Source organism: Curvibacter sp. GW821-FHT09D12 (assembly GCF_059416245.1).
This window is the reverse complement of record NZ_JBWKOU010000020.1, coordinates 1-16,361: the sequence shown is the minus strand read 5'-3', so window position 1 is coordinate 16,361 and position 16,361 is coordinate 1. Positions and strand designations below refer to the sequence as shown.

General features: G+C 64.5%; 16 protein-coding genes and 1 pseudogene. 7 read left to right on the top strand and 10 right to left on the bottom strand.

Features of this window, described 5'->3' with window-relative positions; all coding sequences use genetic code 11:
- Window positions 1-11: 11 nt before the first annotated feature.
- Window positions 12-1,019, top strand: a complete 1,008-nt coding sequence (gene cobJ / locus AC07PT_RS23910) for a precorrin-3B C(17)-methyltransferase (protein ID WP_494658368.1) — start codon at window positions 12-14, stop codon at window positions 1,017-1,019.
- Entirely contained in the window at window positions 1,016-1,399 is a 384-nt protein-coding gene (locus tag AC07PT_RS23905) for a (2Fe-2S) ferredoxin domain-containing protein (RefSeq protein ID WP_492350276.1), read from the top strand. Before cobJ ends, AC07PT_RS23905 begins: the two co-directional genes overlap by 4 nt.
- A gap of 43 nt (window positions 1,400-1,442) precedes the next feature.
- Here the strand turns inward: AC07PT_RS23905 and AC07PT_RS23900 are convergent, their stop codons facing one another.
- Entirely contained in the window at window positions 1,443-2,369 is a 927-nt protein-coding gene (locus AC07PT_RS23900; protein WP_494658367.1) for a LysR family transcriptional regulator, read from the bottom strand.
- Window positions 2,370-2,532: 163 nt separating this feature from the next.
- Between AC07PT_RS23900 and AC07PT_RS23895 the strand changes: the two are divergent.
- Window positions 2,533-3,198, top strand: a pseudogene (locus tag AC07PT_RS23895) (NADPH-dependent F420 reductase); the annotation flags it as partial.
- Window positions 3,199-3,327: 129 nt separating this feature from the next.
- Here AC07PT_RS23895 and AC07PT_RS23890 read toward each other — a convergent pair.
- Together AC07PT_RS23890 and AC07PT_RS23885 are read right to left on the bottom strand one after the other, a co-directional pair.
- Window positions 3,328-4,683, bottom strand: a complete 1,356-nt coding sequence (locus AC07PT_RS23890) for an FAD-dependent oxidoreductase (protein ID WP_494658366.1) — start codon at window positions 4,681-4,683, stop codon at window positions 3,328-3,330.
- Window positions 4,684-4,704: 21 nt separating this feature from the next.
- Window positions 4,705-5,673, bottom strand: coding sequence for a Bug family tripartite tricarboxylate transporter substrate binding protein (locus tag AC07PT_RS23885; RefSeq protein ID WP_494658365.1), 969 nt, complete (start codon window positions 5,671-5,673; stop codon window positions 4,705-4,707).
- Between the two features lie 134 nt (window positions 5,674-5,807).
- Between AC07PT_RS23885 and AC07PT_RS23880 the strand changes: the two genes are divergently transcribed.
- Window positions 5,808-6,689 carry a LysR family transcriptional regulator gene (locus AC07PT_RS23880; protein ID WP_494658364.1) on the top strand — a complete coding sequence of 294 codons (882 nt, stop codon included), beginning with the start codon at window positions 5,808-5,810 and terminating at the stop codon, window positions 6,687-6,689.
- A 14-nt stretch (window positions 6,690-6,703) separates the two neighbouring features.
- On the opposite strand, the gene AC07PT_RS23875 is transcribed toward AC07PT_RS23880, so the two are convergent.
- From AC07PT_RS23875 to AC07PT_RS23855, 5 genes are all read right to left on the bottom strand, one after another.
- The gene (locus tag AC07PT_RS23875) at window positions 6,704-7,699 is read right to left on the bottom strand and encodes a Bug family tripartite tricarboxylate transporter substrate binding protein (RefSeq protein WP_494658363.1); all 996 of its coding nucleotides are present in this window, start codon (window positions 7,697-7,699) and stop codon (window positions 6,704-6,706) included.
- Between the two features lie 33 nt (window positions 7,700-7,732).
- A complete protein-coding gene (locus AC07PT_RS23870) occupies window positions 7,733-8,983 on the bottom strand; it encodes an acyl-CoA dehydrogenase family protein (protein ID WP_494658362.1) in 1,251 nt (416 codons plus the stop codon).
- Window positions 8,984-9,004: 21 nt separating this feature from the next.
- On the bottom strand, window positions 9,005-10,609 hold the full coding sequence (locus AC07PT_RS23865) for an AMP-binding protein (RefSeq protein ID WP_494658361.1): 1,605 nt from the start codon (window positions 10,607-10,609) through the stop codon (window positions 9,005-9,007).
- A gap of 172 nt (window positions 10,610-10,781) precedes the next feature.
- Complete coding sequence (locus tag AC07PT_RS23860) at window positions 10,782-11,786, bottom strand: LysR family transcriptional regulator (protein ID WP_494658360.1); 1,005 nt, start codon at window positions 11,784-11,786, stop codon at window positions 10,782-10,784.
- Between the two features lie 348 nt (window positions 11,787-12,134).
- Entirely contained in the window at window positions 12,135-12,503 is a 369-nt protein-coding gene (locus tag AC07PT_RS23855) for an acyl-CoA thioester hydrolase/BAAT C-terminal domain-containing protein (protein ID WP_494658359.1), read from the bottom strand.
- A gap of 10 nt (window positions 12,504-12,513) precedes the next feature.
- Here AC07PT_RS23855 and AC07PT_RS23850 point away from each other — a divergent pair, with 10 nt between their 5' ends.
- From AC07PT_RS23850 to AC07PT_RS23840, 3 genes are all read left to right on the top strand, one after another.
- Window positions 12,514-12,915: a hypothetical protein gene (locus AC07PT_RS23850; RefSeq protein WP_494658358.1), complete on the top strand. Its 402-nt coding sequence runs from the start codon at window positions 12,514-12,516 to the stop codon at window positions 12,913-12,915.
- Between the two features lie 420 nt (window positions 12,916-13,335).
- Window positions 13,336-13,749, top strand: a complete 414-nt coding sequence (locus AC07PT_RS23845) for a hypothetical protein (RefSeq protein WP_492345614.1) — start codon at window positions 13,336-13,338, stop codon at window positions 13,747-13,749.
- 2 nt (window positions 13,750-13,751) lie between these two features.
- Window positions 13,752-14,012 carry a hypothetical protein gene (locus AC07PT_RS23840; RefSeq protein ID WP_494658357.1) on the top strand — a complete coding sequence of 87 codons (261 nt, stop codon included), beginning with the start codon at window positions 13,752-13,754 and terminating at the stop codon, window positions 14,010-14,012.
- 383 nt (window positions 14,013-14,395) lie between these two features.
- Here AC07PT_RS23840 and AC07PT_RS23835 read toward each other — a convergent pair whose 3' ends face one another.
- A complete protein-coding gene (locus AC07PT_RS23835; RefSeq protein WP_494658356.1) occupies window positions 14,396-16,111 on the bottom strand; it encodes a P-loop NTPase fold protein in 1,716 nt (571 codons plus the stop codon).
- Between the two features lie 38 nt (window positions 16,112-16,149).
- The coding region (locus AC07PT_RS23830) for a hypothetical protein (protein WP_494658355.1) at window positions 16,150-16,361 on the bottom strand (212 nt) is incomplete at its 5' end.

The window sequence follows — 16,361 nt, the reverse complement described above, 5'->3', positions numbered from 1 at the left end:
GAACCCAGACCATGAACCCTGAACCAACCCATCCCGAGCCCCTGGCGGGCAAGATCATGCTCGTGGGCATCGGCCCGGGCAGCGTCGAGCACATGACGGCCCGCGCCCGCTCGGCCATCGCCGAGGCCGACGTGGTGATCGGCTATGTCACCTACATCAAGCTGGTGGCCGACCTGCTCGAAGGCAAGGAGATCATCCGCAAGTCGATGACCGAAGAGCTGGACCGCGCCATCAGCGCCCTCGAATGCGCCCGCGCCGGCAAGAAGGTGGCCTTGATCTCGTCGGGCGATGCCGGCGTGTACGGCATGGCCGGCCCCACCTACGAGGTGCTGTTTCAGGCCGGCTGGACGCCCGACGACCCGGTGCAGCTCGAGATCGTGCCCGGGGCCTCGGCGCTGAACAGCTGCGCGGCCCGCGTGGGGGCACCGCTCACGCACGATTTCTGTGCCATCTCGCTGTCGGACCTGCTCACGCCCTGGCCCACGATTGCGCGCCGGCTCGATGCGGTGGCCATGGCCGATTTCGTGGTGGCACTCTACAACCCCAAGAGCGGCCGGCGCACGCGCCAGATCGTCGAAGCGCAGCGCCTGTTCTTGCGGCACCGCCGCGCCGACACCCCGGTGGCCATCGTCAAGAGCGCCTACCGCCGCCGCGAGAACATCGTCTTCACCACGCTGGACCAGATGGCCGAGGCCGACATCGGCATGCTCAGCACCGTGCTGATCGGCAACAGCAACACCTTTGTGCGCCACGGCCTGATGGTCACCCCGCGCGGCTACGCCAACAAGTACGACATGGACGACGGCGGCAGCACCCGCGAGGGCGAAAAGGCTGGCCGCTCGCTCTCCACCGGCCTGCTGGGCTGGCTGGAATCGTTGCAGGCCGACCACCAGGCCGGCGCCAGCCTGGAGGCCCTGGCTGCGCTGCATCGCCTGCCGGTCGACTACATCCGCGACACCCTGCAACACCCGCCCGAGGCGCACGATGCCACGGCCCCTGCCGACGAAAGCGAAGCATGAGCAGCCCCACCGAACAGGACATGGCGGCCCAAACCGCTGATGCAGCCAGCCCCGCCGTCGTCAAGCCCAAGATCGGCACCTACAAGCGCCACCTGCTGATCTGCACCGGCCCCCGCTGCAGCCCCGGTGGCGAATCGCAAGACCTGTACGACAGCCTGGGCGCCAAGTTCAAGGCCGCCGGCCTGGACGCTGGCGAACTGCGCGTGAAGCGCAGCCGCGTGAGCTGCTTTGCGGCCTGCAAGGGCGGCCCGGTGCTGTGCGTGCAGCCCGACGGCACCTGGTACTACAACGTCACCCCCGCCAACATGGATCGCATCATCGAGGAACACCTGGTGCAGGGGCGGCGGGTGGAGGATCTGGTGTTCCATCAGGCGGGGTAGGGGGGCTCAGCCCTTCTCCAGGCGGCGTTGGCCGCTGCATCCATCAGGACGTGGCGCAGGTCGGCTCGGGCAGCTCTTCAACCCCGCCCAGCTTCTCAATCACCAGCTCGATGAAGGCCGACACGGCGCTCGGCAAGTGTTGCCGACTCGGGTACACCAGGTGCACACCGTGCCCGAGGCGGTGGTGGTCGGGCAGCACCGGCAGCAGCAGGCCGGCGCGCAGGTCTCGGCGCGTCAGCGTGGCCGGCAACAGCGCAATGCCCAGGCCGGCCAGCGCCGCCTTGCGCAAGGCCTGTACGGTGTTGCCACTGAAGCGGCCCTTCACTGGCACCTCTGTTTCTTGGCCATCGGGTCCGGTCAGCCACCAGCGGGCCTCACCGCTGCTGTGGCTGAAGCCCAGGCAGTCGTGCTGTTGCAACGCCGCCAAGGTCGCCGGTGCGCCCCGGGATTGCAGGTAGGCCGGGCTGGCCACCAGGTTGTCCAGGCCCGCGTCGAGCACCTTTCGTGCATACAGGCTGGAGTCTTCCAGCACACCACCCCGAATGGCCACATCGATGCGATCGGCAATGAGGTCGGCGCGCGCGTCGCTGAGCACAAAGTCAACCCTCACCTTGGGGTGGGCCTGCAGAAATTCGCTCAGCCACTCCATCTGAAAGAAGTCGAAAAAGTCGGCGGGTGTCGCGACCCGCACCAGCCCGCTGGGCTCCTGCCCATCGGTCGTCAACGCGGCACCGGCATCGAACAAACCGTCTACCGCGCCGGCACAGCGGTCATGGAAGGCCTGACCTGCCTGTGTCGGGGCCAGGTGGCGTGTGGAGCGTTGCATCAACCGCGTACCCAGCTGTGCCTCCAGCAATTGCACGCGCCGGCTGAGTGTGCTGGGCGGAACACCCAGGCGCCGCGAAGCCTCTGCAAAGCTGCCGCAGCGCACAACCTGGATGAAGGTGGCAACGTCGTTGAGGTCCAGCATGGCAATTGGCAATAAAAATGAACGAGTTCATGCCAATTAAACCATCTAGTCAGGCAATCAAGCGGTTTTTAAGCTACCGCCATGCCTTCGGATCTTCATCGACCTCGCTTTGAACCCTTCAGCGCGGGGTGGCTAGGGTTCGAAGGCATGCCCCAACACCTCTGTTCAAACCAAGGAAAACACAATGACGATCGGCATCATCGGTTCTGGCGGCTTAGGCTCCAATGTGGCTCGTGCACTGGCCAAAATGGGCCAGAAGGCCATTCTCTCCAATCGGCGCGGCCCGGCCTCGCTGGCTTCGCTGGTGGTCGAGCTGGGCCCCAACATCCAGGCCGGCACGGTGGCTGAGGCGGCTGCCGCAGACATCGTTCTGGTGGCCGTGCGTTGGGCTGATCTGCCCACGGCGCTGAGCGGCCTGCCGGCCTGGAACAACCGGATCGTCATCGATGGCACCAATCCGGTCGAGTTTCTGGACCCCGATTCGCCAGACGCCAAAGACCCCGCCAATCCCCTCGCGGCCTACGGCATCAAGGCCATCGACCTGGGCGGCCGCTACTCCAGCGAGGTGTTTCGTGATCTTGTGCCCGGCGCCCGGGTGGTGAAAGCGCTCAATCACCTGGACGTGAATGTGTTGCCTCAGGCTGAGGTGTCAGGTGGGCAGCGGGTTCAGTTCTACTCGGGTGACGATGCAGCAGCCAAGGCCGCAGTCCGCCAGGTGCTGGAGGCGATGGGCTATTTTCCGGTCGATCTGGGCTCACTGGACGTGGGCGGGCGCCTGGCCGAGCTCCCATTCGGATCCTTGGCCGCCACGAACTTCATCAAGATCTGATCACCACCCACCTTGGGCTGGCGCCGCAGCGAATGGCTGCCGCGAAGAGGGCCCTGCGCGAGGCTGGCGCCCGGCAATGGCCCCGGGTTGCCGCTTGTTCGAGGCTCAAGCACCGGGGTGGCCAATCCGTCAGGCCTGCAACAGGCTTCCATCTGCCAGCAGGGCCTGCTGCAGGCGCGCGATGTCGATCTGCTGTACCGGGGTGCTGCCGGCCAGGGCGGCGGCGGTGCCGGCGGCCTGGCCCATCACAAAGCACCCACCGCTGGCGCGGGCGGCTGATTGACCCTCGTGCGTCATCGAGGCGCAGCGGCCGGCCACCAGCAGGTTCTCGACCTTTTGCGGAACGATCATCCGCCACGGCAGGTCGTTGTAGGTCCGGTTGTCATCGGACGGAAACCCCCAGGAGATGCCCCCGGCGCGGTGCAGCTCCATCGGCCAGGCATTGATGCCGATGGTGTCCTCAAAGCGGGCCGAGTTCAGGATGTCGTCCCCCGTCAGGGCGTAAAGGCCCTCGATGCGGCGGGTTTCGCGAATGCCCACCTGGGGCGCGATTTCGACGATGCGCGACTCTGCGAAGCCAGGCACCTGTTCACGCAGAAATCGGAAATACTCGGCGATCTGGCGCCGGCCCTCCACCTCGCCGGCGCTGAGTTCCGCGGCGTCCACGGCATTCATGGCGCGGCCTTCGGCATTGGCGATCTGGGTGACGTTGGCACGCCATTCAGAGGGGTGAATCTGCGGCCGAAGGATCGCCCCTTCGCGCGGAAACCGGTAGCGGCCGGGGTGCGCCTGGCGGGCCCGTTCCATGTAGTCGTTGATGGCCTTGAACTCGCCCACGGCAGCCAAGGCCGCCGAGGCATCCACCTGACCCACGCGAAACATGGTGCTCGGGAAGAGCCCGCTGCCATGGCCGTCACCCACGGCATAAGGCACGCCGGCAAAGGCCGCCACGTCGGCATCGCCCGAACAATCGATGAAGACATTGGCGCGGATCGCCTGCCGGCCCGATTTGCTCTCGACCACCAAGGCGGCGATGCGTGGGCCCTGCATCAGCACCGAGGCCGCCTGGGCGTGAAAGAGCAGCTTCACCCCCGCGGCGAGCATCCACTGGTCGGCAACGCATTTGTACAGCGAGGTGTCGTAAGAGCGCACGCGAATCCGGCCTTGCATGCCGTCCTGCGGTTGGTTGAGGCCTCCCATGGCCTCCAGGCGGGCCAACAGCTCGTCTACAGCGCCCCGCACCAGTTGTCGCATCTCGCCCTGATGGCGGCCGTACAGACCCGCGAAGTTGGTCACCCCACCTGCGGTCCCCATCCCGCCCAGAAAACCATAGGCCTCCACCAGCAGGGTGTGGGCCCCGCGGCGAGCCGCACTGGCGGCCGCGGCCAGCCCGGCCGGGCCGCCCCCGATCACCACCACGTCATATTCACCGAGAACCGGCAGTTGTCGAGCCGGCTCCAGCAGGCTTGTTTGCAATGAGGTCATGCCTTTTGTCCTTTTCAGTGCTCAGTCCAGGGAGATCTTGTTTTTTTCGATGACGGGCTTCCAGCGCGCGACGTCAGCGGCCAGCAGCTTGCGAAACGCATCGGGTGAGTTGCCCACGGGATCCATGTATTGCGCTCGCAGCTTTTCCTTCACGGCAGGCTCGTCCAGCACCTGCACGATCTGGTCGTGGAGGGCCTTGACGATGGCCGGATCGGTTTTGGCCGGCGCGATGAACCCAATCCAGGCATCGCCCTTGATGTCCGGCAGGCCGCTCTCGGCCAGGGTAGGCAGATCGGGCAGCGAGGGCGAGCGGGCGGGTGAGGCCACGGCCAGGGCGCGCAATTTGCCGGCCTTCACGTGTGGCATCACGGCCGCCGCAGGCAGCAAGGCCATGTCGACCTCGCCCGACAACAGGGCCGTGACGGCCGCCCCTGAACCCCGGTAGGGCACATGGACTGCATTGGCGCTGGTCTGCGCCACCAAAGCCGCCATCGCTAGGTGGGAGATGGAGCCGGCACCGATCGAGGCGAAGCTGAGCTTTGACGGGCCCTTGAGCAGGGCGGCCAATTGCTGGGTGTCGGCTGCCGGCGACTTGCTGCCGACCACCAGCACCGAAGGCTGCGAAACGGCCTGGGTGATCAGCGCGATGTCCTTGGCGGTGTCGTAGGGCATCTTCTTGAACAGGAGCGAATTGGTGCCCAGCGGCCCGGCAATGCTGACCCCGATGGTCTTGCCGTCGGCCTCGGCCTTGGCAAGGGCGTCGGTGCCGATGTTGCCGGCGGCGCCGCTCTTGTTGTCCACCACAAAGGGCTGGTGCAGCCGCGTGGCCAGGCGCTCGGCGATGAGCCGGGCGGCCAGGTCGGGCGTGGAGCCCGCGTCAAACGGAACAATCACTTTGACAGCGGATTTCGGCCAGTCCTGGGCCGGCGCTTGAGCACCCATGAGGGCAAGGCCGGCCACTAGAATGGCTTGCGACAAGGTCAATTTCACGGTGAAGTCTCCGGGTTGTTTGAGTGGGTCACCCAGCCGTCTCGGCCGGGTGTTGGCACGCACTGTAGGCAGCCCGCTTCATGGCGTCGATCGATGAACCCCAATAAGTCTCAGCGGAAATTCGAATAATGGACATGAAGCTGCTCGCCGTTTTCGACGAGATCTACAAGACCCGCAGCGTGAGCCGGGCCGGCGAGAACCTGGGGCTGCCGCAAACCTCGGTCAGCCTGGCGCTGGGGCGCTTGCGGCGGTGCTTCAACGACCCGCTGTTTGTGCGCACGCGCGACGGCATGCAGCCCACCCCGCGGGCTGCCCAATTGGTGCAGCCCTTGCGCCAGGCCTTGCTTTTGCTGCAATCGGCCACTGAGCAGCAAGATGAGTTCGACCCGGCCTCGTCATCGCGAACCTTCCGCATCGCCATGACGGACATCAGCCACCTGGAGTTCTTGCCGGCGCTGGTGAACAAGGTGTCAAAGGAGGCGCCGAACGTCTGCATCGAGGTGCTGCGCATCACATCCGAGACCACGCCATTGCTGGAGTCGGGTGAGGCGGATCTGGCGATCGGCTACATGCCCGAGCTGGACGCGGGCTTCTACCAGCAAAAACTGTTTCAGGACGGGTTCGCCTGCGTGGTGCGGCGTCAACACCCGCGCATCGATGCCAAGCTGAGCGAAAGCCGCTTCCGCAGCGAAAGGCATGTGGTGCTCACCGCGCCCGGCACCGGCAATGAGATCGTCGAGCAAGAGCTGAAGCGCCGGGGCAGCCAGCGCAAGGTGGCCTTGTCATTGCCCACCCTGCCGGGCGTGGGCAACCTGCTGGCCAACACCGACCTGATTGCCACTGTGCCGCAGCGGGTGGCCCAGACATTGATGAAGATCGCCCGCGTCAGGGCGCTGGCGCCTCCCTACCGGTTTCCCGACTTCGCCATCAAACAGCATTGGCACGAGCGCTATCAGCAGGACGCTGCCAACCGATGGCTTCGCTCGACAGTGGCCGGGCTGTTTCTGGAGATCTGAGCTCGGCCTGCAGGCTACATCGGCTCCAGCTGTGTCTTGCGCATCATGGCCTCGGTGAAGGCGATCTCGCGGCCAAAGGCCCGGGTGAAGGCCTCGCCGTCTTGCGGCAGCACCTGGCCACCCTGTTCCTCCAGGGCCGCGATCACCTGAGGCTGCTTGAGCGCGGCCTCCAGGGCGGCACGGATCCGGGCCACGATGGCCTCGGGCGTGCCGGCCGGCACCGACACCCCGCCCCACGAGGTCAGCTCGACCCCGGGCACGCCCGCCTCGGCCAGCGTGGGCACGTTGGGCAGTTTGGGGTTGCGCCGGGGGCCGGTGATGGCCAGCGCGCGCAGCCGGCCCGCCTGGATGTTGGCATAGGCCACGGTGCTGATCGGCGCGCCGAAGGTGACCTGCTTGCCCAGCACGGCGTTCACGATCTCCGAGGCGCCCTTGTATGGCACATGCAGGGCCTGCGCCTTGGCCACGCTCAGCAGCAGCTCCACCCCCAGGTGCGAGGGTGTGCCCGTGCCCCCTGAGGCGTAATCCACCTTGCCGGGCTGGGCCCGCATCCGGCCCAGCAACTGGTCCAGGGTGTGGATGTCGGAGTCGGCATGCACGATCAGCACCGTGTCGGCGCTGGTCAGCCCCATCACGTGCCGGAAATCCTTGAACACGTCATAGCCCGGTGATTTGTACATGCGCATGCTGGCCGCCATGGGTGAGCCCGAGTAGATCCAGGTGTAGCCGTCAGCCGGGGCCTTGGCCACCTGGCGGGCGCCCAGGTTGCCACCCGCACCGCCCCGGTTGTCGATCACCACGGGCTGGCCCAAGGCTTTGGCAGCCGCTTCGGCCACGATGCGGGCCGTGGTGTCGGGCCCGGTGCCGGCCAGGTAGGGCACCACCCACTTGATGGCCCGGCTGGGCCAGGGCTCGGCAGCCCGCGCGCCCACCAGGGGCAGGGCGCCGAGGGCGGTGGCCTGCGCCAGAAAGGCGCGCCGGCGCAGCGGTGGGCAGGGGGTCGCATTCATGATGACTTGTCTCCATTGTGTGTTCTTGTCGGCTCAGGCCTGGCCCAGCAGCTCTTTGGCAATCGTGTTGCGCTGGATCTCGCTGGTGCCGGTCAGCACGCGGTACATGCGCAGCATGCGAAACAGAAACTCGACCCGGCTGCCCTGCACAATGCCCTCGCCACCCAGGATCTGCACCGCCCGGTCGGCGATGCGGAAGGCCGCCTCGGAGCAGAACAGCTTGGCCATCGAGGCCTCTGCCCGGGGCTCGCCCCCGGCGTCGATCTGGCGCGCGGTGGCCAGCATCAGGCCGCGCGCGGCGGCCCAGTCGGTGGCCATGTCGGCCAGCAGGTGCTGCACCGCCTGGAACTGCCCGATGGCGCGGCCGAACTGCTTGCGGCGCAGCGCGTGGTCGCGGGCGTCGCGCAGCGCCACCTGGGCCAGGCCCAGCATGGCCGGGCAGTGCAGCAGGCGGTTGACGGTGATGCGGCCCAGGGCCAGCGCCAGGCCCCGGCCGGGCTCGCCGATCAGGTGGGTGGCCGGCACGCGTGCGCCTTCGAGCACGATGTTGCCCGTGCTGGTCTGGCCCGCCATGGTCTTGTAGCCCGACTCCACCCGCATCCCTGGCGCGTGCAGGTCCACAAAAAACGCCGACACCTCGCGCTGGGCAGGGTCGGTGGCGGTCGAGGCCATCAGCACCGCGTAGTCGGCAAAGGGCGAGCCCGAGATGAAACGCTTTTCGCCGGTGATCTCGTAATGGTCGCCCACCTTGACGGCGCGGGTCTGCACATTGCCCGCGTCCGAGCCGGCCTCGGCCTCGGTCAGCGCGAAGCAGATGGCCATGTCGGCCCGCGCCACGGGGGCGATGAAGTTTTCAAGCTGGAACGGCGTGGCCACCCGGGCCAGCGCCCCCACGCGCGGTGGGCCGCTGAGCTCGCCGAACACATGGGGTGAAAAGGGCGAGCCGCTGGCGTAGATGGCCTCTTTGATCAGCACATGGTCGAGCACCGACAGGCCCAGGCCGCCCAGGGGGCGCGGCAGCGTCATGCCGTAAAAGCCCAACGCCTGCGAGCGTTTCCAGACCTGGCGCAGCAAGGCTTTGTCGGGGGCGTTTTCGTGGTCGATGCCGTGTTCTTGAGCCAGCGCAGCCAGCTCGCCGTACAGGTAGCCGTTGATGCGTTCGATCAGCTCGGCCGCCTGGGCCGAGCCTTCGAAGGGCACGCCTGCAAACAGCGGGGCCGGGTGGGGCGGGGTGACGGTGGCCGGGGCCGTCGTTGAAGCGGAGGAGGATGGGGTGGTGGTCATGGTTCAGGTTCCGTGTCGGTTTCAGTTCACCATCCGGGCGCGGCCTTCCCAGTAGGGGGCCTGCACGGCACGGCGCATCACCTTGCCGTTGGGGTTCTTGGGCAGGCCGGCCACGAACTCGATGCGCCGTGGCCGCTTGAAGCCGCCCAGGTGCTGGGCGCAGAAGGCGTCGATGGCGGCGCCCAGCTCGGCGCCCGCGTCGCGGCCCGGCTTGAGCACCACATGGGCGGCCACCGCCTCGCCCCATTTGTCGTCCGGTACGGCAAACACGCAGGCATCGGCGATCGCATCGTGCTGGTACAGCACCGCCTCCACCTCGGAGGGGTACACATTGAAGCCGCCGCTGATGACCATGTCTTTCTTGCGGTCGACGATGTAGACATAGCCCTCTTCATCCATGCGGGCCAGATCGCCGGTGTGGTAGGCGCGGTCTTTGAGCACCTCGGCCGTCAGCTCGGGGGCGCGCCAGTAGCCGGCAAACACATCGTCGCCCCGCACCACGATCTCGCCGATCTCGCCCACGGCCAGGGGCTGGCCGTCGTCGCCCACGATCTGCACATCGCATTCGAGAAACGGCCGCCCGCAAGAGGCCAGGCGATCAGGCCGGGCCGCTCGTGCGAACAGGTGGTCTTCGACCGACAGCCCGCACACGCCCGAGGTGGTCTCGCCCGCGCCATAGCCCTGCTGCAGCACGGGCCCGAACACATCCATGGCCTTGAGGATGCGCGCCGGCGCCATGGGCGCGGCCCCATAGCCCAGGCGCAGCAGATCGGGCAGGGGGCGGTAGCGCCCCTCCAGCTCGGCCAGCAGCATGTTGATCATGGTGGGCACCATGAAGGTGTGCGTCACCCGGTCGGCCCGCATGTCGGCCAGAAAGCGCGCCGGCTCGAAGCCATTGAACAAGCGGATCGTCACGCCCTGGCACAGCGCCGGCACGATCTGCATGCCCGAGGCATGGGTGATCGGCCCCACCAGCCCCAGGATGTGCCCGGGCTGCTGGCCATCCGAACGGGTCAGGAACTTGCGCAGTTGCGCCAGCCGGTTGCCAAAGGTCTGCATGGCTGCCTTCAGCACCCCTGACGAGCCCGAGGTGTAGTGCAGCACCGCCACCTCGTCGGCCTGCACGGCCACCGGGGTGAATTGGTCGCTGGCGCGGGCCAGCAGGGCCTCGTAGCCCGTGCTCACAGGCCCGTCGACCAGCCGCACGATGGGCGTGGCCCCCCCGGGCAGGGCCTGCAGCAGGTGCGGCTCGATGGCCTGGGCCCGCTCGGCGGTGGTGATGATCAGGCTGGCCTCGGCATTGGCCGCCACGGCACCCACCTCGGTCGGTGACAGGCGCGCATTGAAGGGCGCCTTGACCAGCCCGGCCTTGTAGCAGGCGATCTCGATCTCGACGATCTCGACACAGTTGGGCAGGTAGATGCCCACCCGGTCGCCGCGCTGCAGGCCCAGGCCCAGCAGCGCATTGGCCAGCCGGTTGGAGCGGTGCTCCAGCTCGGCATAGCTCACGCTGCGGCTGGGGGTTTTGACGGCGGTGCGTTGCGCATGGGCGCGGGCGCTGCGCGCCACCAGCGCGCCCACATTGAGAACCTGGCGCCCGGCCAGGGGGGGATGGCTTGTTGTCATGCGGTCTCCTGAAAATCCGCCCTGCGCTGCAAGGGGTGCAGGCCGGGGGTGCGGGTGCACTGTTCCAGAAGACCGGGGTATCAGGGAAATACCGATTGCTGATGGGGTGCCATCAAAATGTTTGATGGCCTGCGCCGAGGCCGGTGTAATGAGGGCGTGTGGGCGTGTGGGCTCAGGCCGGCAAGCGGGCCTCCCAGCGCCCATCGTCCACCAGTTGCTGCACCAGTTGCAGCAGCGCGGCCATCACCACCTGCATCACCGCGTTGGGCTCGCGCTCGGCGCTGCAGGCCAGGCTGTAGTGGCGCAGCAGATCGGGCCCCGTCACCCGGGCCACCCGCCAGTCTGCGCTGGCCGCACTGCCGGCTGGCGCCTCGCCCAGTGCGCAGGCCGGCGTGAACGTGAAGCCCGCGCCGCTGGCATACAGCGACCGGATCACGCGGGCCGAATCGTGCTCGTGCACGATGTTCAAGGCCACCCCGCGCGCCGCCGCCGCCTCTTCTACCCGCTGGCGGATCGAGTAGCGCCGCGACTGCAGCACCAGGGGCTGGGCCGCCGCATCGGCAAAGTCAATCTCGGGCCGGGGGTGGCCTGGGCCGCCAGGCGCCGACGCGCCCTTCTCGGCCACGGCAGGTGCGCGCAACAAGGGCAACACCCGCCCCTCGGGGTCGTGCCCGCAAAAGTACATCGCCTCGGTCGCCAGGGGCTGGCAATGCAGGCCGTCGACCTGCGGCGTGTCCACCAGAATGCCGATGTCGGCCCGGCGGTCCAGCATGGCCTTCTTCACCATCAGGCTCAGGTCATCGAGCACAAACACCCGGATGCGCGGGTGCGAGGCCTTCAGCCGGGCCAGCAGCGGCCCCATCAGCAGCGACGACAGCAAAAACGGCACCGCCATCGTCACCGATCCCTCGGGCTCTTGCGGCATGCGCTGGATGCGCTCACGCATCGCCGCCGCATCACTCAACAGCCGCCGCGCATCCTCATACAGCTGCAAGCCCGCCGGCGTGGGCGTGACCCCCACGTGCGAGCGCTCAAACAAGGCCGCCCCCAGCTCGGCCTCCAGCTTCTTGATCTGCGCCGTCAGCGCCGGCTGGGCGATGTAGAGCGACCCCGCGGCCCGTGACAGGCTGCCGGCTTCGAGCACGGTGATGAAGTAGCGGAGGGCGCGGAGGTCCATGGAGGTTAGGGGGTGGGGGTGGGGCGAGAGGGTTACCGGCAGTGCGTAAGTGGCGCGTGCTTGGATGGCTGGCGATTGGTAGGTGGGGGAGAGGCCGTTTTAGGCATATTTTGTTAAAAGACTTGGAAAGTTCCCGAGTGCTCTACGTTGGCAAAGAAATCGACCTTCCAGATCGCTCCAGCATCGACGATCTCACATGCGGGAAAGGGTAATGCACCCTCGGAAACATCGCTCAAGGCGGGGGTAGGGAGTCTTTCAACCAAATTGGCCCCGAACGGTCATCGCGCCTGCTCCGAAGCGGCCATTCGGATGCAATAGTTCCACGATGCAAATAGACCAGAGACACGGTTAACGGCCACCCAGTGCACTGCTCAGGAACTCAAGCATTCGAGGCCATGAGTCTTGTCTTGCACGTGCCGTCCCCTCTGGCGTTCCACCCATATCCATTTCTTCGCCCGATACCGGATGCTTCGACTTGAGCATAGTCGTTGGGCCGTTTGGCCAAGCGATGCTGTGTCCCGCATCTGCATAGGCCAGGTGCGTGACCGGATAGTGAAATCCGAGTCGTTTCAAGCGCTCCGCCTCGGACCGCCACACAACATCACTAAAGCAACTCCACAGCTTCAGGTTCAACCGTTCGCCGGCACAAAGCCCCAGCACCCGAATCTGGAGCATCTCGTCCACAAGACATTGATGAGGCAGTGTGTCGAACTTCATGAAGTAGAGCTTGGGAAGACTGGTTTGGACGATTCTGGCGCCGATGGTTGTCGATGAGCACGCATCTATCTTTGCTCAGTGGGCGGCCAACAAGGAAGGACTGGTTGTGGCCGCATTCTGTCTACTGCAGCGTATGCCACCCTCGTCCTACGCCGTTAATTGCCACCTCTGCAAAAACTGTGAACTCACGATTCGCGATTCGAATGTTGCCGCGGCAGACCTGGCTTCGGAGGTAAGGGATGACCGAATCAATGGGCAACTGGTTACCCACCTTCCGATGAACCTCGACCAGCACTTCTTCAACACCTCGCTCTACGAAGTGCGCCAAAAGAACAACTCGCGCCCGGCCTTCCATGAGAAGCCCCTGTTCGTCAACGAGGTTGGTCCACGTCACCTCTGCAGCACCAACTGACGGAAAGTTAGCACTCATGAGTTCGTGAACGCGACGTGGATTCATTTTGCTCCGTTAGTTCGATGGGACCAGTCGAAGGTCGGCTTACTGGCTTATATCGGCCCGCAGCAAGCATAGCGCCAAGGTCAGCCCCGCTGCAGAGCCGACGTCCACAGATGAAAGGCTGCTCAAGGCTGGCGGCGGGCTTTCAATTGCCCACCCTTGGCAGGCCCGGTCCATCGCCGTGCCATCGGCATCTGCCACCGGCGCTCGTTCAGTTAAAGTCTGCACCCGCTGGGCGGTTTTTGCCCGCGCGCTCAACCCGTACTGCCTGGGGCACCCGGCTCCCGGTTGAGGTCTTTTGAAAACAAAATCTGCTGTCTGCGATGTGCCGGCTGATGCGATCATGCAAGCAGCAGCGCTCGGAGCTAAAAGAAAAACATGCTGTTAACCGATATAGCCGTCGAGCACACCTGGATGTCCAAAAAGGATGGCGTTCGTCAGACCTTCTTGCTGCATCCGTTCACCGATACCCAGCGCGATTCACTCGGAAAATTCGAACTCGTTCGCGACGTCAGCCAACCAGGGCGTAAAGACGTGAAACGCTCCACCTACGTGTCGTTTCAACAATTGGCAGAGTTGTATGCGAAAGGCGTGCTCGAAGAATTCGGGTTTTCTGTTCGCATGTGTCCGCGTCAAGGGACGTACCCAGGCAAGCTTCCGGCTAAAAAGATACTGCCCACCCACATCAAGCCAGCCTCTTCGTTCGACCTGGCGGTTCAAAAGGTGGATATTTCCAAAGAAGCCACGCGCGAATTGAGAACCGCCTTGCTTCGCGCCAACGTCAAAATTTAAGCATGACGACGTCGATTGATAAGGGAGTTGCTGTGAATCCATCCGTGGCCCACGCTGAACTCATCGCCACGTTCAAGCGGGCCGAGGCGGATGCCGCTCACAAGTTCGGGTTGATCCAGGCGGCTGCCCACAAAGGGCCCAAGGCCATACAAACCGCCACCGAGACCGCGATAAAGGCCGCCAAACGCAGGGACACGTATGCGAAAAAGCTGGAAGTTCTGGGCGTGAACCCCAAGGATTTCGCGACCCAGCCTGCGGCGTAACACTCGCCCTTGGCGGCTGGGCACAACGAAGACTGATCGCCCAAATGATTCCATCACCTGACAACAAAATCGGTTGTGGGATTTGTATTGATGGGCATGTGTTTGAAGTGCGGTTGGTGAGGCGTCGGTGTTTTGGGGTGCGAACGTGTGGAGAGGGATAAATTGCCGCTTCAGGCTGGGTGCAGACATACGGGACGCGTCCGCGAATGAGTACTATCGGCCGACTTGCAGTCGGCCGCTTTCGTCGACCGAGCGACCGCTTCGAGCTAAAGGCTGTCGGGTTAGGCATAGCCCCAACGTCATGCGATTGGCACCCGCTACGGCCAGTTCTCGACAGGGGCGCCTCAATGCACTTGAGAGTTCTGACATTGAGTCAGCGATGCTTACACCTCTACAGCTCCCGCGGCAGGGGGCTCCACCAAGTGGCTCAGCTTCGAATCGGCGAACACCTTCTTGATCAGCGTGCCAAGGCGACCTGAATTTGGGTCTTGCGCGATGTTTTTGCAGGCGTCTGCAAACCGATCCGTCGCGTGGCCGAAGTGCTCACGATAGCCGCCGGGCTGCATAGTCATTTCCAACATGCGCCGCATGAACAGCCGCAGGCCCTTGATGTCGATGGTCTTGATAGCGGCCTCGAAGTCGGCCACGGTCGCGGCCTTCATCGCCAGTTCTTGGCGCGCGTTCCAACCGCTGTTCTTGACGATGAACTCGCATGCGTCGAACACCGTCAGCTTAGCCTGGGCTTTAGTCTTGATGGCGTCGAACTCAGCTTGGATCGCTGGATGCACTTTGCGCCCGAACGCGTTCTCGTCATCGAAGTCGTTGAAGTTCTTCGCTTTGAACGCCGCGATCCAGCCATCTAGCATTGTCTTTGCCAGATCCTTCCCTCCGGCGAGTTCCTCGACCGCATCATGGAGGGAAGCGAAGTTGTAGACATCGATCAGGTGGACTCTTGGCGCAAGCTTCTTGGCTCCGGCAAGCAAATCTGCCTCGGTCAGGCGGTGGTCCCAAATCAGTTGCTCGAAGAACTTGTCGAGGTCGCTCCGAGCCGTCATCGCGTCATTTTCCGCTGCGTATCGGTCGATGATCACGGCCACAGCGCTCGCGTCGAACAGGCCCGACTGCAAGAACTCGATCACCAGCAACTCGTATTCATCGCAGCCATGAATGCCAAGATCATTGAGAAGCAGCTTCCACTTGGATTTGCGATTGCTCTCTTCGTCCTCCAGTTTGTCCCTATCGGAAAACATGCTCCAATCGTTGGGCGTGCCCTGAGACAGGACGAAATCGAAGTCGGGACCGTCCTTGATGCCTTTGTAGTGAATGGCGGCGAGCAGAACGGTCGAGGGCACGACCCGCGACTGCAGCGCATCCGACAAGCCCGTCCGAGTCCCGATGATGCGATTAACTGCCTTGATGACCTTGCGGATGATCCGGATGTTCGTGAGATCGCAACGTTCGGCGGCCGCCCGAATACCGTCCGCGTACGTAGATGGGGTAAGCCCGATGGCGATAGCGAAGGCCTCGCTGGTTGACGTGCTTAGGCGAATCTCTTGGTCGACGACCTTCTCTCGAAGCGTATCCCAAACACTTCGGTCGTCGAGTTGGTCGCTGTTGAGGATCAGAACGAAACGAGCCCCGTACTGCTGCGTAAATTCGTCGATGAAGCCTAGGACCTCGTCAATGCTGAGCTTGTCATGCTTGCGCTCGATGTCATCGAGAACGATGACCTTGTCCTTGAGCAGGCTCGGCACTGCAAGCAGCGCGAGCTCGTCCAATGCGGAAAACCCCTTGTGCAGCGAAGTGAGAACCTTCTTGGCCCCCTCCATGCCGACCCGCACCTTCTCCCATGCTGCAGAGTGCCTTTCCGCGCTGGGAAGTGCGCTTTGCACGACCTTGAGCTTGATCTGATTCATATCGCGCAAGCCAAAGAGCGAAACATACAAAGCGCCCTTGACGGCTTCGTCTTTCGATGCGGCCTTGACCTCGCGCCAAAGGTGGCTCTTCCCAGTGCCCCACTTTCCCGACAGGGCGATCACCTTGTTTTCCTGATCCGCGAGCAGCTGGACCAAATGGTCCTTGGTCGTCTTCAATGTCATGTCTTCCCTTGAGTTTCATCCGCTGGGTCTATCATGCGCTATGCCTGCACGCCCCAACGTACTTGTTGCGTCGTCAAACTGTGCAGTCCATATTGTGAGATCAGGGCTCGGCGATGACTGACCGCGACCATTGAAGAGCGGTCATTGGTGTTGGCTTGCCGAATGCCTGCAAAGGGCGGCGGATTCAACCGGTCGATGCAACACATTCTTGAAACATCTCGGCCGGTGTCCGGTACCCCAGTGTCTTTCT